The 24,601-nt window shown below is 33.1% G+C and carries 23 protein-coding genes; all 23 read right to left on the reverse strand.

What is annotated here, in order from left to right:
• The gene (locus TREPR_RS17340; RefSeq protein WP_015709649.1) at positions 1–1,467 is read right to left on the reverse strand and encodes a polysaccharide biosynthesis/export family protein; all 1,467 of its coding nucleotides are present in this window, start codon (positions 1,465–1,467) and stop codon (positions 1–3) included.
• The gene (locus tag TREPR_RS17345) at positions 1,464–2,471 is read right to left on the reverse strand and encodes a Wzz/FepE/Etk N-terminal domain-containing protein (RefSeq protein ID WP_015709650.1); all 1,008 of its coding nucleotides are present in this window, start codon (positions 2,469–2,471) and stop codon (positions 1,464–1,466) included. Before TREPR_RS17345 ends, TREPR_RS17340 begins: the two co-directional genes overlap by 4 nt.
• Before the next feature lie 11 nt (positions 2,472–2,482).
• Complete coding sequence (locus TREPR_RS17350; RefSeq protein ID WP_015709651.1) at positions 2,483–3,673, reverse strand: UDP-N-acetylglucosamine 4,6-dehydratase; 1,191 nt, start codon at positions 3,671–3,673, stop codon at positions 2,483–2,485.
• Between the two features lie 11 nt (positions 3,674–3,684).
• Positions 3,685–4,350, reverse strand: coding sequence for a sugar transferase (locus tag TREPR_RS17355; protein WP_015709652.1), 666 nt, complete (start codon positions 4,348–4,350; stop codon positions 3,685–3,687).
• Entirely contained in the window at positions 4,347–5,222 is an 876-nt protein-coding gene (locus tag TREPR_RS17360) for an NAD-dependent epimerase/dehydratase family protein (RefSeq protein WP_041611288.1), read from the reverse strand. Before TREPR_RS17360 ends, TREPR_RS17355 begins: the two co-directional genes overlap by 4 nt.
• A 41-nt stretch (positions 5,223–5,263) precedes the next feature.
• Positions 5,264–6,004, reverse strand: a complete 741-nt coding sequence (locus TREPR_RS17365; RefSeq protein ID WP_201765750.1) for a glycosyltransferase family 4 protein — start codon at positions 6,002–6,004, stop codon at positions 5,264–5,266.
• 4 nt (positions 6,005–6,008) lie between these two features.
• Positions 6,009–6,383 carry a glycosyltransferase gene (locus TREPR_RS18840; RefSeq protein WP_201765751.1) on the reverse strand — a complete coding sequence of 125 codons (375 nt, stop codon included), beginning with the start codon at positions 6,381–6,383 and terminating at the stop codon, positions 6,009–6,011.
• Positions 6,376–7,425 (reverse strand): ATP-grasp domain-containing protein, encoded by a 1,050-nt coding sequence (locus TREPR_RS17370; protein WP_015709654.1) that lies wholly within the window; start codon positions 7,423–7,425, stop codon positions 6,376–6,378. Before TREPR_RS17370 ends, TREPR_RS18840 begins: the two co-directional genes overlap by 8 nt.
• Before the next feature lie 20 nt (positions 7,426–7,445).
• Entirely contained in the window at positions 7,446–8,885 is a 1,440-nt protein-coding gene (locus tag TREPR_RS17375; RefSeq protein ID WP_148257371.1) for a DUF362 domain-containing protein, read from the reverse strand.
• Positions 8,886–8,999: 114 nt separating this feature from the next.
• Positions 9,000–9,992, reverse strand: coding sequence for a hypothetical protein (locus TREPR_RS17380; protein ID WP_148257372.1), 993 nt, complete (start codon positions 9,990–9,992; stop codon positions 9,000–9,002).
• A gap of 1 nt (position 9,993) precedes the next feature.
• A complete protein-coding gene (locus TREPR_RS17385) occupies positions 9,994–11,259 on the reverse strand; it encodes a nucleotide sugar dehydrogenase (RefSeq protein ID WP_015709658.1) in 1,266 nt (421 codons plus the stop codon).
• 6 nt (positions 11,260–11,265) lie between these two features.
• Complete coding sequence (locus TREPR_RS17390; protein ID WP_015709659.1) at positions 11,266–12,237, reverse strand: SDR family oxidoreductase; 972 nt, start codon at positions 12,235–12,237, stop codon at positions 11,266–11,268.
• 15 nt (positions 12,238–12,252) lie between these two features.
• Positions 12,253–13,338 (reverse strand): glycosyltransferase, encoded by a 1,086-nt coding sequence (locus tag TREPR_RS17395; RefSeq protein ID WP_015709660.1) that lies wholly within the window; start codon positions 13,336–13,338, stop codon positions 12,253–12,255.
• Entirely contained in the window at positions 13,326–14,429 is a 1,104-nt protein-coding gene (locus TREPR_RS17400; RefSeq protein WP_015709661.1) for a glycosyltransferase, read from the reverse strand. Before TREPR_RS17400 ends, TREPR_RS17395 begins: the two co-directional genes overlap by 13 nt.
• Positions 14,426–15,598, reverse strand: coding sequence for a hypothetical protein (locus tag TREPR_RS17405; RefSeq protein ID WP_015709662.1), 1,173 nt, complete (start codon positions 15,596–15,598; stop codon positions 14,426–14,428). Before TREPR_RS17405 ends, TREPR_RS17400 begins: the two co-directional genes overlap by 4 nt.
• 69 nt (positions 15,599–15,667) lie before the next feature.
• Positions 15,668–17,557 (reverse strand): asparagine synthase (glutamine-hydrolyzing), encoded by a 1,890-nt coding sequence (asnB, locus tag TREPR_RS17410; RefSeq protein ID WP_015709663.1) that lies wholly within the window; start codon positions 17,555–17,557, stop codon positions 15,668–15,670.
• 25 nt (positions 17,558–17,582) lie between these two features.
• Positions 17,583–18,674 carry a glycosyltransferase family protein gene (locus tag TREPR_RS17415; protein ID WP_201765752.1) on the reverse strand — a complete coding sequence of 364 codons (1,092 nt, stop codon included), beginning with the start codon at positions 18,672–18,674 and terminating at the stop codon, positions 17,583–17,585.
• 69 nt (positions 18,675–18,743) lie between these two features.
• A complete protein-coding gene (locus tag TREPR_RS17420) occupies positions 18,744–20,054 on the reverse strand; it encodes an O-antigen translocase (protein ID WP_015709665.1) in 1,311 nt (436 codons plus the stop codon).
• Positions 20,048–21,148 carry a DegT/DnrJ/EryC1/StrS family aminotransferase gene (locus TREPR_RS17425; protein ID WP_015709666.1) on the reverse strand — a complete coding sequence of 367 codons (1,101 nt, stop codon included), beginning with the start codon at positions 21,146–21,148 and terminating at the stop codon, positions 20,048–20,050. The genes TREPR_RS17420 and TREPR_RS17425 overlap by 7 nt, the downstream gene beginning before the upstream one ends.
• Positions 21,149–21,204: 56 nt before the next feature.
• Positions 21,205–21,825 (reverse strand): HAD family hydrolase, encoded by a 621-nt coding sequence (locus tag TREPR_RS17430; RefSeq protein ID WP_015709667.1) that lies wholly within the window; start codon positions 21,823–21,825, stop codon positions 21,205–21,207.
• 55 nt (positions 21,826–21,880) lie between these two features.
• The gene (locus tag TREPR_RS17435) at positions 21,881–22,822 is read right to left on the reverse strand and encodes a transketolase family protein (RefSeq protein ID WP_015709668.1); all 942 of its coding nucleotides are present in this window, start codon (positions 22,820–22,822) and stop codon (positions 21,881–21,883) included.
• A complete protein-coding gene (locus TREPR_RS17440; protein WP_015709669.1) occupies positions 22,819–23,655 on the reverse strand; it encodes a transketolase in 837 nt (278 codons plus the stop codon). Before TREPR_RS17440 ends, TREPR_RS17435 begins: the two co-directional genes overlap by 4 nt.
• A 45-nt stretch (positions 23,656–23,700) precedes the next feature.
• The gene (locus TREPR_RS17445; RefSeq protein WP_015709670.1) at positions 23,701–24,576 is read right to left on the reverse strand and encodes an NAD-dependent epimerase/dehydratase family protein; all 876 of its coding nucleotides are present in this window, start codon (positions 24,574–24,576) and stop codon (positions 23,701–23,703) included.
• Positions 24,577–24,601: the final 25 nt, after the last annotated feature.

A 24,601-nucleotide genomic window follows, 5' to 3' on the forward strand; every position in this document is an offset into this window, starting at 1 on the left:
TTACTGCGTAATAAGCAACGTAATAGTAATGAAGGTAGAAACGACAGACAATACGGTGGTAATCACCGGCGCATACTGGTTAAAATAATACAGCCCACTGTTCGCCCGGGCATTGATGTTTGTCTCCGGGGTAATAATATCTTTCTTCGTCAGCTTCTTCCCTGCCAAGTCCACGATATCCACTTTCTCACGAGAGTTACGTTCAGGAAGGAAGCCCCCAGCTAGGCCAATATAGTAATCCCAGGAACGGTCCGGAATATAAGGGAAGCGTCCCGGAGAATAGACCGCCCCGGATACTGTTACAAAGTACTGTCGGAAGGGGATGATCAGGGTATCGTTATGCTCCACAAAATACTGGCTACGGTATGATGAATCATAGAGCATAGGGTTCAGGTTCAGAGGAATACGTTCAGCCCCCCGGATGAGATAGGCGTTTTTAGTATCCGAAATAGCCGAGAACCAGACCTGGTTCTGCTGCACCAAGGAAGCGTAGTTCTCCCCCATATTGAACCGTACCGTCAGCCGGGTAGCAGTGGTTAGTTCATCGCCTTCCTCGGTCACCCGGACCGCCCCTTCCACGAACATCACCGGAATCAGTTCGGTAATCGAAGGAACCCGGATAGTGTCCAGATGCTGCAAGGGGTAGCCGGCGTCAATAGCCTCCCGGGTCAGGTATATTTTATCCCCCGAATCGACAGCGCTTTCCACCTGCCGCACCAGTTCTATCCGGGAGGGGTCAGCTATCGGGGAGAGCCCACTGGCATAGTAGCCAATCAGTTCCCGAAGGCTTTCCCCGGGTAGAAGCTGGTATTCCCCGGGGCGTTCAATCTCCCCAGCCACGGAGACCACTCGGGTTATGCGGTTCACCGTAATCACGTCCCCAGGGCGGACATAGGGGTCCTGGGACATATCCCCGAAACGCTGTGCCTTAAATAGGTCATAGGTCCGGGTTTGGCCATTCAAGGCAGTTACCGACACATCCCTGAGGGAGGAATAAGAGGTGCGGTTATCAGCATCCAAAAGACCGGAAAGCCGGGCTAAGGCCCAAGTTGCGATTTCTTGGGAATTTCGTACCTCCCCAGTGATTCGGACTCGGAAAGAGGCGGGTTCGGTGAGAACCAACTGGACCCCGCTTAAGGGGTAGTTATTGGTAACGATGGCTTCGACCTCAGCCTTAAGCTGCTGGTAACTTTTCCCGGAAGCGTTAATCACCCCAAGGTTAGAGACCTTGATCCGGTAACTGGTATCCACGACGATCTTATAGATCACGGGGACAGTACTTGCGGCGTATTCCAAGGTATAGATATCCCCGGCGGTTACCCGATAATCAGAGCTCGAGAGGGCCAACTGGGCAAATTGGTTTAACGTATTGGATTCCGCTACTTCGGGAACACTTAACTCCTGCGCAAAGGCGCTCAGAGCATTAAGCAATAGCAAAAAACAGAAGATAACCGGTCGCCGCTTCACGTGTGGGTCCCCCGTAGTTTTGCCATAGCTTCGGGATCTTTTTTGACATTGTCTATGGCATTTAAACTAAAAGCGAGGAACACCGAGAAGAACCCAGCAGCAAAAGTGACGATGACACAGATCATTCCCCGACCGGGACCGGATTTCTGGTCCGGAATCTCAGCCATTTCTAGGATTTGGAAAACCGGTTTTTCACTAGCCATAGTTACCTTGAGGAGTTCATATTGGACTTTAAGCTGAGTATAGACCTGCTGCTGAGCGCCCAATTCAAGAGCGATACGGCGCTGTTCTAAGGCGATTGACGGGATACTAGCTGCCCCGCCACTTGTAACAGACATCCCCAACTTCTGGCTTTCCTGTTCCAAGTTCTGTATTTCCCGAAAGGTATTTTCAATATTCCTTTCCAGGTTTTCCCGTTCCAGTTTATTTTTATCAATTCCCAATTCATTAAACCAACTTTCAAGATAGTGCATACAGAAGTTAACTACCTTCTGGGCAAGAACTGGATCATAATCCTCAAAGGAAAAACTAAAAACACCACTTTTTTCTTCAGAAGATGCAGTTAAATGTTTTTTTAATACTTTACGACTTTCCGTGCGCGGAAATTTTTCAATTTTGTATCGGACAATAAGGCCAAATTCATCAACCACTGCGTCCAAGAAGGAATTAGTACTGACGAGATAAATTGCGAGGTCACTGAAGGATGAACCGGTACTAACTCCGGCAAGACCTGCCAACCCACCAAGACCGCTTGAATTAAGCATGGAGGCCATGCCACTGTTTGATGAGGAACTATTATTGATAAGCATGAGGGCTGTGGGAGTATATTGATTGGGAAGTGGAGATGTTTCAGGAGGCAATATGATGGAGATAATTGAAAAAGTTACCGTGCCAATTATTGCGATAATGGTAATAGCAATAATAATGATTTTTCGATGCCACAGGACCGCAAAAAGGTCAATAAGACTTATTTCACTGTAATCAATATTTTTCTCTTCGTTCATATCTTAAAATTCTACATCCTTCCATCAAGAAATTTACCCGTTTCTTGGTGATTAAACTCAGGTATCATTTGATTAAATAAATCTATTAGCTCCAACCTCGACCAGGTACCTCTTCGCCGCCAAACCGAAATTTCTTCTGAAAACATATTTAATTTGTGATCATCATATATCGGTGCATTTTCTATAATCCCTATCGATTTAAAGCGATCCATATCTAAAATTTCTTTTTCTGTATAGAACTCTTCAAAATATTTCTCTCCAGTAGTATCGCTCTTAAAAAAAAATACCGGGTATTTCTTTTGTTTCTTAAACTCTGTTACCCGCTGCCGGGCTTCTTCTTCTGTAGAGCATTGAACAGGCTCATATCCAATGTTTTCAAGGTATCGTCCCGCTATTTCACTAAAGGTTATCAGGTTCAGATTATTATCAAGTTTAGGGAAAAAAATATCCCTATTTTCACCTAACAGGCATGACATAAGGCATAGTTCCCCCGCCTCCTGGGGAGTTATAAAATACCGACGAACATCATTCGGCGCCGATAGGGGCTGTTCTTTCTCAATACGCCTATTAAACCCATACAAAAGACTGCCATCAGAGAATGCAACATTGGCAAAACGGGCGGTTGATACCGGTAATTCAAGAGAACGGCGCATCAGGAACATCTCCATTATTCTTTTTGAAGCTCCCATCATATTTACCGGATTTGCCGCCTTGTCTGTAGAAACACAAAAATATTTTTTTGACTCGATTTCCTTTGCTTGTTGTATATTTTTATCTGTATTAAAGATATTCACATCTATCATGCGCATAAGCGTATAAGGCTCTTTTTCACTCCGCACATGCTTAAGCGCAGAAAGGTTGAGAATATAATCATAGCCTTGGCCATTCTTGATGAATGCATCAAAAATATCGGATCCACAATCTATTGCAAAAGTAGTAAAATCGCCTTTAATATAGCCAAGGGAACTACGAATATCACGGACCAATTCCACCAGATTATTTTCGCTAATATCGACAACATGAAGCAATTTAGGGTTTCGCTTGAATATTTCCCGTATAACAGCGGAACCAATTGATCCAGCTCCGCCAATTACAAGAAAGCGCGAAGATGCAACGATGGTAGAAACTTCTGGTTCATGGGCCATTATATCTTGCAAAAAAAGCGGTTCTGAACGGCCTATGAGGGATAAGATAGAAAACATAATAACATATCCTAAATATACGATTTCAATTCATGCGGTACTGGCGGAATATCACAAAAATACTTTTTCCAAATACCCGTTTTATGATTCAACAAAACATTAATTGTAACTACAATGATTTTAAAGTAAACAAATAAACTTCTATTATCTATATACCAACTTTCAAGCATCGCTTTATATGGAATGATAACATTTTGATGGTACTTATTTTTATCTTCAAATTGCTGTAATATTTCTTCTTCATTTCTGAACACGATAGACCCTATACCAGTTAGCCCTGGTTTTGAATGATAGAGTTTTTGTTTGACACAATCGGGATATGCATTAAAATGCTCTCGAACGGTTGGCCTGTATCCAACAATACTCATTTGGCCAATAAAAATATTAATCAGTTGAGGCAGCTCATTTATTTTTGTTTTACGCAAGAATTTACCCATAGGGAGCATGCGCGGATCATTTATGCTGGTAAATAAACCGCCGGGCAAATTTGGGGATTCTTTAAGCATTGTTGCAAATTTCAATAACTCAAATTCACGGCCATAGCGTCCAATTCGTTTTTGTTCATAAAAAACATAGTGTTCTCCTGTTAACTTTAGCCCAATTATTATAGGAATCATGAATGGTATCAAGATAATAATCGCAATACCAGAGAAAATAATATCAAAAAATCGAATCATGGGACAGTCTTTATAGATTGAACGCAGCGTTGGATAGATTCTTCAAAAGTAAATATATTATATGCTTCTATATTTGGGGATAATTTTCTGTCATATATCCTTGAACCAAATATTTTTCTAATAAGCCCAATTCTTCTTGATACTAAATAAAGCAAAGGATTAAATATCGTAATAAAATGGACACTCTTCCCCTGGCATTTTCTTGCGCATTCTATGATACTACTTGTTCCTACATATTCACTATTTTGGGGGTATACAATACCCGTTATGTTATTATAAAGGCAATTTAGAACAAACTCACAGAGATTGAAAATATATATCATGCTTCGCTGATTAGGTATATCAGGAAATATCATTGCTTTTCGACTAAATGAAATCAGCTTTTGAAAATTGCCTTTACAATTTTCACCATATACCATTGGCGTTCTAATTACAGTAACACAAAAATCTTCACTAACTAACTGTAATAATTGAATTTCTGCTTCAAGCTTGCTTTTCCCATAAAAATTAGAAGGCTTTGGTTTCGTTGTATTAGTAATAAACAATGTTTCATTAATTTGTAAATCATCGCCAAAAACAATCATACTGCTAAAAAAAACAAATTGCTTTACGCCTGCCATTTTTGCTTTTTTTGCAATTAAAATTGGCAAATCGCGATTTATTGCATAATATTTTTGTTCCATTTTTGGATCTGTAGATATATGCGCTATTCCAATTGTACATAGAATTATATCATAAATGCTAAAATCACTATCCATCCATGTATTATTACGCGCGGATACAAAATCAACGCTTACATCTTTTTTCCGTTCGCAATGCTTGCCAAAGGATTGCCCGATATAACTGTGTTCACCCAGAACCCCAATTTTAATTTTTACTTCCCCCTAGGATTTATCAAAATTTGATCTCGGAGTTAAGTGAGTAATTTATTATAGATTTCTAAATGTGTCTCTATCACACTTTTTAACGAAAAATTTATTTCGGCTAATTTTCTTGAATTCTCTCCCATCGTTTTTCTTAATGATTTATCATCTATCAATAGTTTGATTTTTTCAGCCAATATCTTGCTATTTTTTATAGGTACCAAATACCCATTGTACCCATCGATAACGGTATCTTTACAACCAATTGAATTAGTGGTAATTATTGGCCTACCTGCCGCGCATGCCTCAATGAGGGATTTTGGAATTCCCTCTCCGTAATAGGACGGAAATGCGAAAATATGCGATTCTTCAAGAATTTCTTGTATGTCTGTCCTGTGGCCAAGCCATTTAATATACGTCCCATCAGACAAAGCTTCCAACTCGGATCTTGTAAGCGATCTTGGGTTATCGTCAATATCGCCGCAGAGCAAAAATTCGACTTTATCTTGATATGAGTCTTTAAGTATAAGAGCCGCATCAACTAATTCGATAACCCCTTTGTCTCTTAACATTCTGGCGGTAAATAGAACTCGGATTTTTTTATCAGCAGATTCGGATTTATATTTAAATACATCTAAATCAACACCGGAACCTTTCAGTTTATAGGATTGATTTTTCTCTATTATGTTATTATTAATAAATACTTTTCGATCTTCGTCATTTTGAAATATAACAATACAATTCATATTTTTATGGGCGAATTTAAGCGCTTTTAGTATTATCGTTTTCACGAATTTATTCATTGCTAAAAATAATCCCTAAACCGCTTATTGCATTGACAACATTTTTTATGCCAGCTATTTTTGCGGCAATAGTTCCATAAAGAATAAGTTTCAATCCAACATGATGTATAATATCTGGTTTATTATCTTTATATATTCGTAGTAAATATAGGAATATATTGAACTCTTTAAATATATTCTGGATCGATCGTGGTTTAGGCAAATTAATAAAATTCAACCCCAATGATTCTATTTTATCTTTATTCCCAGTATCATAACTTATTATTGTAACATCAAACCCACTATTTTTTGCGGCAATAGCGATTTCCTTTCTATGGGAAAGAAAAAACCAGTCTACAATTACAACAATAAAGAGTTTTTTACTCATGATCCATAAGGATATTTTTTAGTATTTCTTCCGGGGCGTTCAGTGGTTCATCATACCAATTTCCATTTCTATCAAAATAACCTTTTGATTGTAAAAGCGTATTATGCGAAAAGGCGTAACTCATTTCAACAATTAAACCTTTCCCTGTATCAGAATTAACAACATAATCATATCCCATACATTGGAACCCTAGTTTATCACTGGCCTCAAAGGCGGAATTTATTATATCTTCGGTAATTAATAATTTATCGAAAAATATATCCCCTCCCCCAGACGCCCTAAAATCATTCTTTCTGACACGGCGCCCTATAAAACCAAGTTTGTTACCCACTACTATTATTTTCAAATCATATCCATAATTAGGAATAAACTCTTGAAAATAAACATATCCCCTTTCACGAGGAAATCGTGATGCATGTTTAAACGTTTTTAAAAACTCCGGGGTTCTTTTAATTCTTGATTTCATCAAATTCCAATTCTTCTTTGAAGAATCATAATTAGCCTTTGCCTTACCAAATATGCTGGGATGTGGACTATACCCATGTCCAAACATCTGTTTAGAATAATTCATTATTTGGCGCTTTGATCTTAATAGTTTTACGTTATGGGCGCCTGAACCATTTCTTAATTTAGCGATAATTGGCAACTGCCGTACTTCGTCTGTTAACCATTGTTTTACACTTTCGAGAGAATAAAACATATAAGACTCAGGAGTTGGAACATCGGCTGATTGCAATAGATATGTTTCAGCTATTTTATCATCAAAATGCCATACATCATTATAGCCAGGGAATATTTTTATATTTAGATGATTTGCAGTATATAAGATATTACGGGACATCTGCATATCCGTATGACTATAATTGTTAATGTGCCATAAAAGACAATCATAATTTTTTAATTTTTCTATAATATGTGCTTCATAACAGTCAACTATTTCATAATTTAATTTAGTTTTATCACAATACGATATCCATGCCTCTGTCCAAAGTGTCGAATGATCAAAAATTTTTTTGTTTTGATGTATTGCAATTCGTTTCATATATTTATCTCGATTCAAATTTAATTATTGATTATTTCTTCCCATGCTGAATTTGGTTTAAACCGCCAATCCATAGGAAATGAGATATTATTTAATAAAATATTAGATAAATCCTCTTGATTAGAACACATACTTATTTTATCAAGCGAATCTCTAAATAAAAATTTATTGCCAATTGAGTTTTTAACAGTCGGAATAAGGGTATAATCAAATTGAGCTATTTTACAAAATATATAATCAAATAATGCACTATTATTTGACACCAGAATTATACCCAACGGTTTAGGCGAAGGCTTTAATGGGCCTTCTTTTTCGCCAGATATAATCATATCGCCTATAGTAAGAATATTTCGTGGCGGCGAATTAAAATCAAGGTTACCATCTGCATGTCCATAAAGCAGAAGTGAATTTACATCTAAAATCGTTCTCCAGATTGTATCATTTCCATGCCATCTCCCATTGAAAAAATATTGCCCACTGGCAAATATATTTTTATATTTCATAATACAATATTGCATAAAACCGTAAAAAAACTGCATAAAAATATTTCTTTTTTCAATGTTTTTGCATCGTTGTCGGTCAAGCAAGGAAAAAATTTTACCTAATATAGATAATTTGTTACTTTCATCACCGCTATTCTCGGGTGCTCCAATTCTATAATGTGGTAAATAATCCTTTTCTGAACATATTCCAATAAAATTCTTTTGCGCTGCTGTTATTCCAGCAAATCGATGTGATTTTGGTTTTGGTAAATTTATTATCAAATCAGCTGTAAATATAGATTTATTAATTAAATATTTATGGTGATTTTTATTATGTCGATTATTAAGCTTATCATCCGGATAATTTATACTTCTATATCGTTGGTTTTGTTCTATATTCCCAAAATTGGAATTTCCTACTAAATCAAATTCAACAACTTCACATCTATTTTTATTTTTATTTTGTAATATAATTCTTTTTGATAAAAAATATTTAGATACAGTTATTCGAAAATCACTAACTAGAATATCAACACCTTTATTACGAACATAATCAAATAAACGGCGATACCCATGTGTTTCCATAAGAAAATCAAAATTACAATCTTGTATAGGCGCATCTCCGATTTCAATTATTTTCGCTTTAGCAACAACACAATAGTCAATTATACATCTTATTACGGATGGATGGGTAACAGTACAATCCAATCCTCCAATTTTGTTAACATGGTTCACCCAATTTGGTTTTAATAATATTCTTGATCCTGGCCTTACATAGTCTCCCAATGGGTTCCATTCTTTATTGCCAAAGTTTTCGCTATCCAACCCCATCCCGAACAAAGAATATCTGACCATATCATATACTTCGTTTTTAAATGGACTAATTGTATCATCAGAAAATGGATACTCTGGATAATGAATATGTGGACTGAAATATGCCTCTGAAGACGGATATGTGAAACAGTCACGTTTTTCCAAGTATATTTTACAATTCAAGGCTAATCCTTATTCAGCTAAAATAACTATAAGTCAAATCACATATATTATTAGGAATATTAAATGTAAGACACTTTATAGCGGCTATGCCTTTTATTACTCTTTTTTTGCTAAAATAAAACAAGATGATGTGTCATAGTCCTCATCAGACATATTTAAAAATCTGTCTGACAATTTGCTTCTTTTTATTGTTGGCCGCCCATATTGAGTTGCAGAATGGCATTCTTTTTCAAGAATAATAAATTTATTTCTTTTTAAGAATTCTAAATGAGTCGATAATGGTTCTCTATTAATTAAATATGGTCGCGCTCCTCTAATTTTTTTCCACTTTTTATTAGATATGGCCCAATGCCCATTCCATTCATATGTCTCTCCATGAGATTTAAAATCAATTTCATGTGAGGTAAAGCAACCGGAGTTTAATATCTGGGCCATAACAAAATAAAACTGTGGCAAATTATCTATATGTTCAAGTACTGCCTGAGATAATACAAAATCAACATTTGGATAATTTCCGGAATAATTTTCCCATGGCACAATATATTTAATTTTTATATTACCACTTGTATCTAGTGATGACTCTGTTAATAATTGTTTGATATTGTTAATCCGTTTATCTGAAAGAGCTTCATTTAAAATATTTTCATTAAATATATGAGAAGGAAATGAATAATCATCTAACAATGGCTTAATATTTGAAAATTCATTATTGTCCGGTATAGGGCTTTTTTCTTTAAACAAATTTATCAACTCATTGAAAATAGCAAGATTGGTACTTTTATTTGCATGCTCAACGATGTCAAAGGCATAATATTCATCTACCCCGGCAAGCATCATACATAATCCAATTCCCAGCGAATCGCCAGGTCCAAATTCCGCTATACTTCTTGGAATTTGTTTCATACCATTATTAAATAAATGAACAATATGCCTCATACAAATTGAATAACAATATCTTGCAGAATTAGTTCCACCAGTTCCTCTCTTTGGCTTAAAATCAGGATACTTTATTTTAATAATTCTTATACATAAATAATAAATTTTTCTGATAAAATATAATACCAAAAAATATAATTTTGATTTTTTCAATTTAAAGCCTTCCATCAACTATTGATTTATCCAGTACAGCCTTAGCATCATAAACAACATGAGAAGTTTTTAATAGCGATAAAACATCAATGGTATCAAATATCTTATGTCCAACCGCCAATACTACGCCATCAAATTTTTGTGTGGGACATTCTTTTATTATATCAATATTATATTCATGTTTAACTATCGCTTTGTCAGCTAATGGTTCATATATTGTAGTATTGATATTATATTCTTTAAAGACATTATAAATATCTATTACCCTTGTATTACGTACATCAGGGCAATTTTCTTTAAAAGTAAAACCCAATATTAAAATATTAGAATTTAATACATTTAACTGCTTTTTTATCATTAACTTTATTACCTGATTGGCGACATATTCTCCCATACCATCATTTGTTCTACGTCCTGCAAGAATAATTTCCGGGTGGTACCCATAATTTTGCGCACACTGCGCTAAATAATATGGATCAACGCCGATACAATGCCCGCCAACTAATCCAGGCTTAAAAGATAAAAAATTCCACTTAGTACCGGCAGCCTCTAATACATCATGGGTATCTATTTCCATTAAATTAAATATTTTTGATAATTCATTTACAAAGGCTATATTAATATCCCGTTGAGCATTTTCTATTACCTTAGCCGCTTCAGCGACTTTAATTGAAGGCGCCAAATGGGTTCCCGCTTCAATTACAGATGCATAAACTTCATTTATCTTTTTACCCGATTCATAAGTTGATCCTGATGTAATCTTTTTGATTTTTTCAACCGTATGCAATTTATCGCCGGGGTTTATTCGTTCAGGAGAATATCCTGCAAAAAAGTCTTGATTAAATCGTAATCCCGAAATTCTTTCAACGATAGGGATACATTCTTCTTCTGTAACTCCCGGATAAACCGTCGATTCATAGACAACAATATCTCCGTTTGAAATAACTGCGCCTACGACTTCACTGGCTTTATAAAGCGGCGTTAAATCAGGGTTATTATTCTTGTCGACAGGCGTTGGAACTGCCACAATATAAAAGTTACATTCCCTTATATCATCTATGGTGGAGGTACATATAAACCCATCACGTAAAGCGGATTGTAATAATTCGTCTGTAATTTCTAAGGTTGTATCATGGCCTGTTAATAAAGCTTTCACCCGTTCACTATTTATATCAAAACCAACTGTTGGATATTTAGTTGAAAACAACCGTGCCAATGGGAGACCAACATAACCAAGGCCAAGTACAGCAACCTTTATGTTTTCCATAAAAACCTACTTTAAGTTTTTCCAATACCAGTCTATAGATTCTTTGAGGCCATCATATATATTTTGCTTTGGAATATATCCGAGTAACTTTTTTGCCTTCTCGATGCTAGCCAATGAATGTGGAATATCTCCTGCCCGCTCTTTTCCATGTAAAATTTCAATTTTTTCTATCTCTGAATCATATTGACATAGTAATTCCTTCAAATACACAACTAATTGATTTAATGTCGTTTTCTCTCCGCATGCAGTATTATAAATTTGATTAAGGGCTTTCTGGTTATCAGTATTTATTGCTAACATATTCATCTGAATCACATTATCAATAAAAGTAAAATCACGGCTATATTGTCCATCTCCATTAATAACAGGACTTTCGTGATTTATAAAATTTTTTATGAATAGAGGAATAACCGCTGCATAGGCGCCAAAAGGATCTTGTCTTCGGCCAAATACATTAAAATACCGTAAACCTATACATTCAACACCATAGGTCTTAGAAAAAACATCTGCATAAAGTTCATTTACGTATTTAGTTACGGCATAAGGGGAAAGAGGCTTTCCTATCACATCCTCTTCTTTTGGCAATATTTCGCTGTTTCCATAGGTAGAAGAACTTGCAGCATATATAAAACGTTTTATTTTTGCATCACATGAAGACACAAGCATATTAAGAAAACCTGAAATATTAACTTCATTAGTTGTTATAGGATCTTTTATAGATCGTGGAACTGATCCTAATGCCGCTTCATGTAACACAACGTCAACTCCTTCAACCGCTTTCCTACAATCAGAAATATTACGGATATCTCCAACTTGCAATTCAAATGTATTGGGGTATTGTAGTAAAAAATTAGTAATATTTTCGACTTTTCCGGTTGAAAAATTATCAAAACATACAATATTATGAGCATTTTTCAAAAAATATTCACAAAGGTTAGATCCAATAAAACCCGCTCCGCCTGTAATCAATATTTTCACTATGGATATCCTTTTTCATTGTACCGCTTTTTCAATTGCTTCTATAAAATGATTAATAGAACGTTTCTCTAACTCTCTATCAAATAACTCTCGATTGGATTGTGTATCTGTATTTAAGCATTCCATAATTTTTTTCGCTAAATCATGTACATCATCGGGGTTACAGATATACAATCCTTTTATATATTCACTTTCCTTAATAAATCTTGTAGCAACAATTTTTGTATTCTGAGAAATCATTTGAAATAAAACATTTGGGGAATTATCTATTATTGATGGTACGACACATAGCTTTGCATTTCTAAAATATGGATATACATTATCAACATATCCAAGTAAATGAACTTTTTTATATAAATTTAATTTTTCAATTAACTTATTTAATTCTTTCTTATATTCCCCATCGCCAAGAATTAACAATGAACAATCTTCGAGATTTAATTCTTTGAATGCCCTTATTAAAATGTGAAAACCTTTTAACCAAAGAAGCCTGCCAGCAGCCACAATATAATTATTTGCTATTCCATTATATTGAAAGAGCGATTTTTCACTAGCCTGAATATATTTCAAATCAACCGGATTAGGAATAACCTTTATTAATATTTTTTGAAAAAGTTCTTTTTTATGAAATAAAAAATTCTTATTCATTTCATTTGTCTGATGTATAAGCAAATCAATTGCCGAATACCCAATATTTAATAATAGGTTACAATAAAAAAATCGTTTAATAATATTTGGCTCATCAAAATACATTTCGCTATCTCTTCCGATAAAATATTTTATATTTATAATTTTTAATTGCTTTAATAAACCAATAAATGAATTACAGTAAACATGGCTTGTAAATCCATATGTATATTCACACTTTGTTTTTTTCATGATGAAAAAAAGTTCTATAAATCCAAATATTTTTGAAGAAGTATTAGTATACATTAAATTTATTTTATCTTTTAAATCTTTCCAATAGTCAGCCTTTGGTTTTGTCAAAAAATATACATCAACAGTACATCCGCATTGAATAAAATAGCTGGCGATCATTTTCAAAACCTGTTCAGCGCCACCAACTGCATCGTCGATCGAACAAATCATTATTTTTGACATTTGTCAAATATTTCCAAATAAAATTGCTGCAATTTTTTTACAGCCTGAATAATATTATATCCGGATTTAGTTACCTGGTCATACATATCATGCCGTATAAATCCATCCTGATATACCAACAAACGAGTAACCCATATACTAATTTGGTCAATAGGCAGAAATTCTACCAAATCGGTAATTTTAGTCTCTCTTGTTATAGTATTTGACAATAAACACGGAAGACCCATAGCCTGCGCTTCGATTACCACACCCGGAAGTCCTTCCCACAAAGAGGGTAAAACAAATATATCACCAGCCTGCATCAAATCAGGTATATCATCTCGAAATCCAAGTAATTGAACGGCATTGTCTATTCGCAATTCAGATATTTTTTTAACCAATAATTCAAGCATGTTTCCCTCACCAGCAATTAGCAATACAGCCCGAGGGCACAATTTTAAAAAACCAGCGAAAACATCCAGAAGAAATGATTGATTTTTTATATTACTTAATCTTCCTATATGAAGAATAACAAAATTACTGTCAATATTTAATGTTTTTCGAATTACATCTCTGGATTTTTTATTATATATTAACCTGCTTATATCTCTTGCATTTGGGAAAAGAATAACTTCATTATTTATTATGGCTTTCTTTCCGAATAAGGCCGATCCTGCTTCACTTGAACACGCCAACATTTTAGTTGTAAACATACGCAGCAAAGGACGCAACAACCGTTCTAGCAGAGAAATATTTTCTCTTGCATTTCTTGAATGAACAATTCTGATTGGTACACCGCATAGCCATGCTATAAAAACATCAAAAAACACTATGGGTGTCGAATGATGAATATGTATCATTTTATATTCTTTATGTTTTAACAGTATAGACATTAAAATAAAAGTGTTCATAATAACATTTTGCGTTCTCATAGGGCGCCGAAAAATGTGAGATCCTAAAGCAATTGCTTCCGTTTCATAATAATCATTATAAGTTGTTATAAGAAAATCAAACTGGATCCTTGTTCGATCTATATTTCTATAATAATTCATGATTGTTGTCTCAGCGCCTCCGCAATTCAGAGATCCAATAATATTTAATATGCGAATCATGATATATATCCAGTGTAATATTTAACCCTATCGGACATGTAAAAAATTGAACAATAAATTAAGTATAGATAATTAATATATTCTACAAATGGCCTTTGATACATAGTTCCAAATAATATTAGTAAAAATGCAATAAGTGTTTTTTGAAAACCAAGATAACTAAATGCGATAAAGGAAACCATAAAACAATATATACAAAAAAAAATAAATCCATATCGTAATATAATATTTTTGTATGATGATGATCCATCTCGAAATATATAATAATCAGCTGTTTTACTGTCTATACCCCAAAAATAATTATTGGTTTTTTTATATCTATTATACCCATAATCAAAAAATTGATTTGTCCTATTGTCACCTATTAATTTTCCGTTTTTTATTTCCAATCTGCGGAAAGTATAATTTTTAACAAATTCATTTTCATTAAATACATATAAAAACAAAATTGATATGATTAAAAGTATAACTATTTTATACTTCACCTTTAAAAATAATACAATATATATAAACATTAGCAAATAAAATGCAAATGATAAAGAAAGTAAACCTGCAATTAAAATAGGAATATTGGCTTTTCTTTTTATAGTAAATCCATTAGCAATGAATAATATACTACACGCAGTACCTAGTTGTCCTGGTTCCGAATAATAAGCACAAAACCTCAATACATTAACAACATTAGGGTGGATAAGGAAAGGAAAAGCATTATAGCTGTAGTCTCTTGCAGGTATTGATATTATTATGTTTGGAATTTTAATCCTAATAAAATATACCAAAATGTATATAACAATTGATGGTATAAGCATTATAGAAAATAATATTAAATATTTTCTAAATGTATTTTTTAGAAATATTGGTGAAGCTATAAATAAACTCCAAAATGCTAATGCAAGTCCAAAATTCATATTAGTGTTTTTAAGTGAAACTATTAAATACAAATAAAATAATATCGAAATACAAATTCCATTTTTTTTATTTGGTGCAAAGTTAAAAATAAAAATAGCCGAACAGACAACTATAGAATATTTATATAATAAATTATTCCACGTATAAAATGGCTGCCCTGTAAAAAAAAGAAAAATGACAAATATCCATTCAAGTATAGACTTATATGAAACATTTAATATTTTTATTTTTCTAAATTTAAAATATAGAAAATTATTCATTTTTAATTTCTCTATTATTGATACTAGTCTAAAACCTGGATTAGGATCCTATTATTAGTTTATAGTAATTCATCCAAGCCATTTTTCTTTCCACATCTGAAACATTAATACAACCCAAAGTCTGGTAAAATTTGCTTTTTTATTGGATATATAATCATCTCTTAATTGAATTACACTTTCTGTATTAAATATATCTTCATTTTTTAATTTATCGACGCTTAAATACTGCATTATATACTGTTTTAATTCATCCCGAAGCCATATATCTATAGGAATACCAAATCCTTTTTTAGGTCTATCCATCATATCTTGTGGGATATATTTATGTGTTATCTGCTTTAAAAGATATTTTTTGGTACCATTTTTTATTTTCAATGCAGGATCAAGCCGTGCAACATACTCAATAATTCTATGATCCAGTAACGGCTCCCGTCCCTCCAGGCTAACCGCCATTGTCGCCCTATCTACTTTCATTAATATGTCATCAACCATATATGTCTTATAATCGACCGAAAGTAAATTATCCAACCATATACCACGTAAACGCTCGTCAAAATCAGTAGGAGGTATTTTATAATCAAAACTTACCAATTCTTTTAATTCATTCCCGGTAAATCTTGATGCATCTATAGACAATATTTCATTTTCATCACATCCCAACATATAAGACCAACGAAGAAGCCGTTCCTTTGCATTATACATACCAACTGAATCCGCAAAAAAGTGAGTTGTCGGGTTCCTTAATATCCATCGGTAAAATCTATTAGCCAATGGCGGTGTGGATTTTAAAGCTCGGTATTTTTTGTAAACTGTGTTATATTTATAATACCCCCCAAACGTTTCATCCCCTGCATCAGCGCTTAAAGCTACGGTTACCTGTTTGCGGGCTAGTCGGCTTACCAGCAAGGTTGGTATCGCAGAGGAATCAGCGGCAGGTTCGTCCCACATTTCTGGTATTAATGGCAATATGTCGATGGCATCCTGGGAAGTACAATAATATTCCGTATGATCTGTTCCTAAATATTCAGCTATTTTTTTTGCCTCTTGCGCTTCGTTATATTTTTCTTCACGAAAACCAATAGTAAATGTTTTTATTTTTTCAGTTCGGTTTGCCTGTAAAATTGCGGTGACAATAGTAGAATCATAGCCGCCGCTTAAAAACACACCAACAGGAACATCAGAAACCATACGGTATTCAAATGCTGATTTTAATATCTTTTCAGTTTCATCAATGGCTTCTTGTTCAGATATTTGCAATTTTGGCTGGCGATAACAGTCCATCACATCCCAATATTTTGTATCGGTTATATTTTTATTCCTTAAATTTATTGAAAGAGAGTGCCCTGCTTTTAATTTATGGCAATCATTAAATATTGTATAGGGCTGAGGAATATAGCCATATTTAAAATATAATGCAAGTCCATCATTGTCTAATTCTTTAACAAAATGCGGATGCTGATGAAAGCTTTTTAATTCGCTTGCAAACAAAAATAATCCATTTTTAAAATAATAATATAATGGCTTGACTCCGGCGCGGTCCCGGAATAAGCGTACTGTCTGATTTTCTTTATCATATAGAGCAAAAGCAAACATACCATTAAATCGGCTAATCATATCCGTGCCCCAACAATGGTATGCTTTTAATATAACCTCAGTATCCGTATTTGAATCAAAAGAATAGTCCTTTTTTTCAAGTTCGGCTCTTATTTCCTTAAAATTATATATCTCTCCATTAAAAATAATGGTTAGATTTCGAAAATGCATCGGCTGATGTCCCTGCATGGATAAATCCAAAATAGACAGGCGGCGATGCCCAAGCCCTATATAAACTGATTCGGTTTTATCCAGATAATAACCGCTGTCATCAGGCCCACGGTGGTGCAAAATATCCGTCATTGATCGCAGGATAAATTCCTCTGTCCTGCAGTTAAAATCAAGAAAACCTGTTATTCCGCACATATAACCTCATCAAATAATTTTCTCATTAAAAATTATTCCATACATCAATATATTGTTCAGCTATTTTTATATAATTATGATTTTCTTCAACAAACGCTCTGCCTTCATAACCAATTTTTTCAATATTGTTTTTATTATCCAATATCCATTCAACTTTTCTTACAATGTCATCAACATCTGGTAAAATATTAATTATCGGTGACTTATCTACTCCTAATAGAGCTAATGATTCCGGTTCAGCACCTCCCATTACTATTTTCCCCATAGCCAACGCATAGATAGCATTCATCCCACATGAATATCCATATGTTTGATCTACAACAACATTAGTACGCCTCATAACATCAAGATAAATATTTAAAGGCATCTTTCCATCAATGATAAGTTCAAGATCGTGTGGATATTTTTCTTGCAATATTTTAAAAGCCTTTTCTATAAATCTTGTTCCCTTAGAACCATATCTATTTAAACCATGAAATATAACTATTTTATCGCGAACAATATTAGGAGAATATGATATACTGTCAGTATTTATTGGCAGAGGAATAAATTTGCGACAATTATTATGAATTTTATATGAGATCGCGTATTCATAGCTAATTGGAATAATTCCTTTACAATTATCCGCGATAAATTGATTAAAAGCAATAAAATCAGGTTTTTCACAAACAGATTTATTCTTTTTTATATCATATTTAAGGCTATCTTCAAAAGGTCCATATCTTAATTGTTTCCGTCCATATTTCCAATAATAAGCATCATCTCCAGCTGCACTTAAAAAGGTTTTTTTATTGTTTCTTAATAATGACTTTATTATATAATAAGAAGGGAAAAATTTTAGGCGTAAAATCCATGGATTTATTAATTGTACTATATCATACTTTTTTATATTTGATAAAACATGATACCACTTATAACGGTATTTTAATTTTTCTATAATATTATTATTATTCTGCTTTATCAGAATATCAACATCAATATTTTTCCACCCATCTCCAGAAGCTATTACTCTGGAATTATGTCCAAGTGCCCTTAGCCCTTCATTTAGGTTTTTATTAAATCCGCTAAATTCCCCTAATAAAACAATATCCATAGATCCAATCTTTCCTTTTTTCATACACCTTTTAACATAACTAGCTTCAATAAATTAAGTTTATATATTCATAAGGAGCTATGACATTATACTTTATAGATCAGCTTCTAATTTAAAGCCGTTGTTAATTAATAAATAAACCATTAAAGAAAAATATATAAAATAATTAATCGCATATCCCAACATAATTCCTTGCATGGCTATCAAATTACTCAATAAAATTGATAGAATGATTTCTAATGAAGAAAAAATAATTTCAGTACTTATCAAAAGTTTTGCCATGGCTTTAGCGTGCATAAGATAGGCAATTAGCCAGCTTGCCACTTTAAAAAAATCTCCAATGAGCCTCCAAAAAAGTAAATTAGACATTTCATAAAATTCAGAAGAAAACAAAATGTCAATTATTAGAAATCTATTAAAATAAACACTACTTAAGCCTACCACTAAACATGGAATAATAACTTTACAAGCCGTTTTTATTTCGCGTTTTATACTAACCGCGCTAGATAGTTCGGATAATTTAGGTAAATAATAAACACTAAAAGATGATGTAATTATCATTAAATATGCATGGGACAGTCTATTTATACCTTCCCACCACCCAGCTGCCTGCATTGAAAAATTATCAATTATATACCTCCTGAGTATAAGCTGTGAAACCGGTGTACAAAAGGCTGAAACTAAAGTCATCAGAGAAAAACGAAAAAAATGCGCAGCCTTTGACTTATCAAACCTGTTCCAAATATAATTTTTTGATAGATAAGGAACATTCGCTTTTTTAATTAAAAAAAGAAGAATAATAAATACAAAGCTTTGACTAGTCACTGTATTTATCAAAGCGCCATTCACACCAAACGGAATAACTAAGCATAATGAAAGACATAATCCAATGATACTTGATATGATTGAAATTTTTACATATAAATTGAATTGTTTATATCCATTGATAATGGCAAGTAATAAAGTATTACCAACATAAAAACTTAATGCTAATCCGAATATAATAAATATAAAACTATATTTTGTATCAAGTAATATTTTAAAAGCAAGAAATCGAGATGTCAGTATTAAAAGTAATCCACAGATAAAGCTTAAACTGAGAGTTATTTTAACTGCAGTACCAATATACGCCCTAACAGCATCTGTATCATCTTTGTATTGAGCTATATATTTTATGACTCCAGTTATAATTCCTCCAGTTGCAATAGCCATTATTATGGAACTAAAATTGTTAAGTTGGCCAACAAGGGCTACTCCAGTAGGGCCAATAATTACAGCCACTACCTTAACGCCAATAAACCCAGATGCCATCTTAACTAATGTTGAAATTGAAGTAAATGAAAAAACCTTTATGATATCTAATTTAAAAATCTTTTTTATTTTTCGTGAAATTCTATTTACCATTGATTAACCGTATCAATTACATATTGAATCTGATTATCTGTAAGCATTGGACTCATAGGCAAACTCAATTCTTCATCATGGATTTGTTCAGTAATGGGGAATGATTTATCATTCCATTCTATATAGCATTGTTGTTTATGGGGCGGTATAGGATAATGGATTAAGGTTTGTATGCCATTTTTTGCAAGATATTCCTGCAGTTCATCTCTCCCCTTTGTACGAATCGGAAATATATGAAATACATTATTGCTGTAGTCCATAACATTTGGAAGTATGATCTTTGAATTGTTAATGCCATTAATATACTTCTTAGCAACTGTTTTTCGTAAATTGTTATCTTCATCTAGGTATTGTAATTTAATAGCAAGTATAGCCGCCTGAATTTCATCAAGGCGGCTATTGCGCCCCAAATATTGAAAGACATATTTCTTTGACGAACCATAATTAGCTAATGAATGTACCACATTAGCTAATTTCTTATCGCTAGTGGTTACTGCGCCAGCATCCCCCAAAGCGCCGAGGTTCTTTCCGGGATAAAAGCTGTGCCCTGCAGCATCTCCAAGAGAGCCCGTTTTCCGCCCATTAAATAAGCATCCATGGGCTTGGGCATTATCCTCTATCAGCTTTAGATTATAGTTTTTACAAATCTGCCCTACCTTTTCGGTATACGCACAACGTCCATACAAATGGACAATCATAATTGCCTTTGTTTTTTTGGTTATCGCAGCTTCAATTCTTGAATCATCAATTTGATAGGTGTTTATATCCGGTTCAATTAAAACAGGAACAAGTCGGTTCTCAGTGATCGCCAATATAGACGCGATATAGGTATTTGCAGGGACAATTACTTCATCACCGGGAGAAATAACACCCAGTTCGATGTATGCTCGTAATATCCAGATGAGAGCGTCAAGGCCATTGGCAACACCAATAGTATATTGTGTTCCGATATATCGGGAATAATTTGCCTCAAATGCAGTATTTTCACTACCTTGTAAATACCAACCAGAATCTATAACACGGTTTACCACATTGTGGATTTCTTCACTGTATTTACCGGTTATATCTTTTAACGATAGAAAAGGAATATCCATTTTGTCCTCGAAATATACAATTAACTGGGAGATAATTTTTCTATATTAGAACTAGATTATCTATTTAATAGTGTACTAATGTCATAAATATTATCTATAATTAAATCAGGCGTATATTCAAAAAGTGCTTCTCTTGATAAAAAACCATAACTTACTGCTATAGTTTTTAAGCCAAGTTCTTTTCCATTTAAAACATCATGACCAGTATCACCTATAAGATAATCATCTGAATGAATTGAACAATGGTCTTTTACTATTTCTACTTTTGTCATTTTTTGTTCTGTAATAAAAACATTTTCAAAATATTCTGATAATCCAAATTTTTCCAATTGATTATATACCATGAAAGAGCTTTGGCGGGCCGTGACTAAATTAAGATTATAATCCGTCTTTATTTTCTCAAGAGTTTCTTCAACACCATCATAAAGTACATCTTTTTCAAGATATTCAGAGGTCTCTATTAAATTCATCCATTTATTTTGAAAATAAAAAAACTCAGTTTCAGAATAATTAAATTTTTCTATAAGGATTTTCTTATGATTTATTTTACTTCGTTTTAAATCCCAATACCCTGTAATTGTTAATTGCGATTGTGGAACAAGATATTGAAAAAGATCATAAAGCCTTTTTTGAGCATTAATTAAAGTTCCGTCTAAATCAAAAAATATCTTGCTCATATATTCTCGAGTTTAATCTTGAAATGCAGCAAAGCAATCAATGTAAATGCATCTACTAGGGGTGGAGGCAATCCCTTTTGTCATTATAAATTATTTTGCATTTTTCATAAATATGTAGTGGAGACAATCCATACATTCTCTTTAAATCCTGATGCCATCCATAATCATTACAAAAAGTATCATTAAATCCCATAATATCAAATATGACAGTAACACCTGCCTTACATAAAACTTCACTAACGGCACACCCCAATCCTCCTATAACATTATGCTCTTCGACGGTAATAACCTTTTTCGTTTTCAGAGCAGATTTAATAATTGATTCTTTATCAATAGGTTTTATTGTTGACATATTAATAATTTCCGCAGTTATGTCATCTTTCTTCAACATTTCCGCAGCTTCAATTACATCTGCAATAATAGAACCTGTGGAGATTATTGTTATATCTTCCCCCTCAGACATCAATGTGCTTTTACCTATTTCAAATGGCGAGATACTTTCATATATTTCTCGCTCAAAAGCTTTCCCTAAACGAATATAAACAGGACCGTTATAATCTACACTTTTTTCCAAAACAACTGAAACTTCTTTTGGACTTCCGGGAGAAACTAATATCAAATTAGGTAATGCCCGTAAAGCCGCAATATCTTCAGTTGAATGATGAGTTGGACCAAGAGTATTTGCAATAACACCAGCAGCCAATCCAATTATTTTTACATTGCGTTTCTGAAGACATATATCATCACGGATAAATTCCAATGCACGGTAGGCCAAGAAACTATTAAGCGCATATACAAGGGGGATATATCCTTCCTTCGCAAATCCTGCAGATATTGCAATCATATTAGATTCAGCAATGCCAAAATCAAAAAATCTATCCGGGTATTTATTTTTTATTTTTTTATATTCAGATAAATCACTATCAGATACTAAAAATACAATTTTAGAATTTGCGCCTAAGAGATCATAAATATATTTTTCAAATACTTTTCTCATAATTCCTCAAAATCTTTTTTAGTTATCCCCAATTGTTCAATAATGATATTCAATTCTTCTTCAATTGGTACTCTTCCATGCCAATTCTCTTTATCTTCGCATAATGGGATCCCCTTCCCCTTGATTGTATGCAAAATAATTGCGCGTGGTTTTATCGGCAAATTGAATTTATCAACTTTCAAAACACTTATTAAATCATTATAATTATGCCCATTTGCTGAAACAACATCAAAGCCAAATGCTTCCAGTTTTTTATCCAATGGATCAATATTCATTACTTCAGAGATTCTTCCATTAACTTGTCTGCCATTATAATCAATAATCCATATTAAATTATTTAATTTAAAATTTGTAATCGACATTGCGGCTTCCCAAATACACCCTTCCTGACATTCCCCGTCTCCTGTCAAAACATAGGTTAAATGCGATGCTTTCTTTAATTTTGCAGATAAAGCTATCCCAACTCCAAAAGACAATCCATGTCCCAAAGATCCGGTTGCACCTTCAATTCCCGGGATTTTTGGCGTTGGTTCCGCGCCAAAAATTGTACCGGGTTTACAAAAAGTCATTAATGAATTCCATTGAAAAAATCCTGCCTCGCATAAAACATTATACAATGCCAATGCAGCATGACCTTTACTTAATATAAATCGATCTCTTTCTTCCATTTCCGGGTCTTGGTTATTAAATTGTAATATATCTCCAAAATATAATGTGATCAAAATATCGAGCGCTGAAAGTGAAGATGTAATATGTCCACCTTTACCCAACCAACATAATTTTATAATTTTTCTCCTTAAATTAATTGCAATTTTATCTAAATCATTTTTCATAATTTTATTACTTTCTTTTTATAATTAATTATAGCGAAGCCACAACTATTTATAACTCTCATAAGCTTCTTTTAACCCCTCATAATAATCTATTTTAATACCATCATAATTTTTTACTAACAGATTATTATTGTAAATCGTATTATGATATATTTTTTCATTTATAATATTTTCAATCATCAAATTTTTTCCACTTATTTTTATCAAAATATCAATTAATGTTTTTATTGATATATTCTGATCCGAAACAATATTAATTATCTTATCATCAATTTTCTTAAATAATGATTGGTAAATTACTCTTGAACAGTCAGATACATTGACAAAAGACTTCAATTCATTACCGCCATTAAAAACAACTGGATTTTTATTTTCCCTAATATTCTTTATTACCGTCGGGATAATCCACATCTGAGGATCTTCAGGTCCGTAAAGAACACCCGATCGAAATATTTGATAGTCAATATTATTTTTTTTACAGAATGATTCTATTATTTTTTCACAAAATAATTTAGATGCCCCATACATAGTATCTGGTTTTGTTTGTGTAGTTTCATCTATTAAATCATCATTTTTACTATTATATACGCTTATAGAACTAATAAAAATAATTTTAGTCGGCAGACAAGATAAATTTTCCAATAGGTAATTTGTGGTCATTATATTTTCTGCAACATTATCAACACAATCTAACGATTCGTTACTCTTTGGGCTAAATGCCCCCATATGTATAAGAACATCAATGTTATGCGGTAATTCATCTCTGCCATACGTATAATTTTTATGTATTATACAATTGTAACCTTCAATATTCTTTGAAACTAACAAAAAAATTTTAATGGCATTACTTTTATACTGCTGTATATATTTTAATAAATTTTTCCCCAAAAATCCACTTGCTCCTGTAATTAGAATATTCATAATGTATGATTCTCCCGTTTTATTT

This window comes from Treponema primitia ZAS-2, assembly GCF_000214375.1.
GTDB classification, from domain to species: domain Bacteria; phylum Spirochaetota; class Spirochaetia; order Treponematales; family Breznakiellaceae; genus Termitinema; species Termitinema primitia.

Bases quoted from the DNA above. Each gene is read 5' to 3' on its own strand.
- TREPR_RS17345 (WP_015709650.1), bottom strand. From the start codon at position 2,471: ATGAACGAAGAGAAAAATATTGATTACAGTGAAATAAGTCTTATTGAC.
- TREPR_RS17350 (WP_015709651.1), bottom strand. From the start codon at position 3,673: ATGTTTTCTATCTTATCCCTCATAGGCCGTTCAGAACCGCTTTTTTTG.
- TREPR_RS17355 (WP_015709652.1), bottom strand. From the start codon at position 4,350: ATGATTCGATTTTTTGATATTATTTTCTCTGGTATTGCGATTATTATC.
- TREPR_RS18840 (WP_201765751.1), bottom strand. From the start codon at position 6,383: ATGAGTAAAAAACTCTTTATTGTTGTAATTGTAGACTGGTTTTTTCTT.
- TREPR_RS17370 (WP_015709654.1), bottom strand. From the start codon at position 7,425: ATGAAACGAATTGCAATACATCAAAACAAAAAAATTTTTGATCATTCG.
- TREPR_RS17385 (WP_015709658.1), bottom strand. From the start codon at position 11,259: ATGGAAAACATAAAGGTTGCTGTACTTGGCCTTGGTTATGTTGGTCTC.
- TREPR_RS17395 (WP_015709660.1), bottom strand. From the start codon at position 13,338: ATGTCAAAAATAATGATTTGTTCGATCGACGATGCAGTTGGTGGCGCT.
- TREPR_RS17400 (WP_015709661.1), bottom strand. From the start codon at position 14,429: ATGATTCGCATATTAAATATTATTGGATCTCTGAATTGCGGAGGCGCT.
- TREPR_RS17405 (WP_015709662.1), bottom strand. From the start codon at position 15,598: ATGAATAATTTTCTATATTTTAAATTTAGAAAAATAAAAATATTAAAT.
- asnB (WP_015709663.1), bottom strand. From the start codon at position 17,557: ATGTGCGGAATAACAGGTTTTCTTGATTTTAACTGCAGGACAGAGGAA.
- TREPR_RS17415 (WP_201765752.1), bottom strand. From the start codon at position 18,674: ATGAAAAAAGGAAAGATTGGATCTATGGATATTGTTTTATTAGGGGAA.
- TREPR_RS17420 (WP_015709665.1), bottom strand. From the start codon at position 20,054: ATGGTAAATAGAATTTCACGAAAAATAAAAAAGATTTTTAAATTAGAT.
- TREPR_RS17425 (WP_015709666.1), bottom strand. From the start codon at position 21,148: ATGGATATTCCTTTTCTATCGTTAAAAGATATAACCGGTAAATACAGT.
- TREPR_RS17430 (WP_015709667.1), bottom strand. From the start codon at position 21,825: ATGAGCAAGATATTTTTTGATTTAGACGGAACTTTAATTAATGCTCAA.
- TREPR_RS17435 (WP_015709668.1), bottom strand. From the start codon at position 22,822: ATGAGAAAAGTATTTGAAAAATATATTTATGATCTCTTAGGCGCAAAT.
- TREPR_RS17440 (WP_015709669.1), bottom strand. From the start codon at position 23,655: ATGAAAAATGATTTAGATAAAATTGCAATTAATTTAAGGAGAAAAATT.
- TREPR_RS17445 (WP_015709670.1), bottom strand. From the start codon at position 24,576: ATGAATATTCTAATTACAGGAGCAAGTGGATTTTTGGGGAAAAATTTA.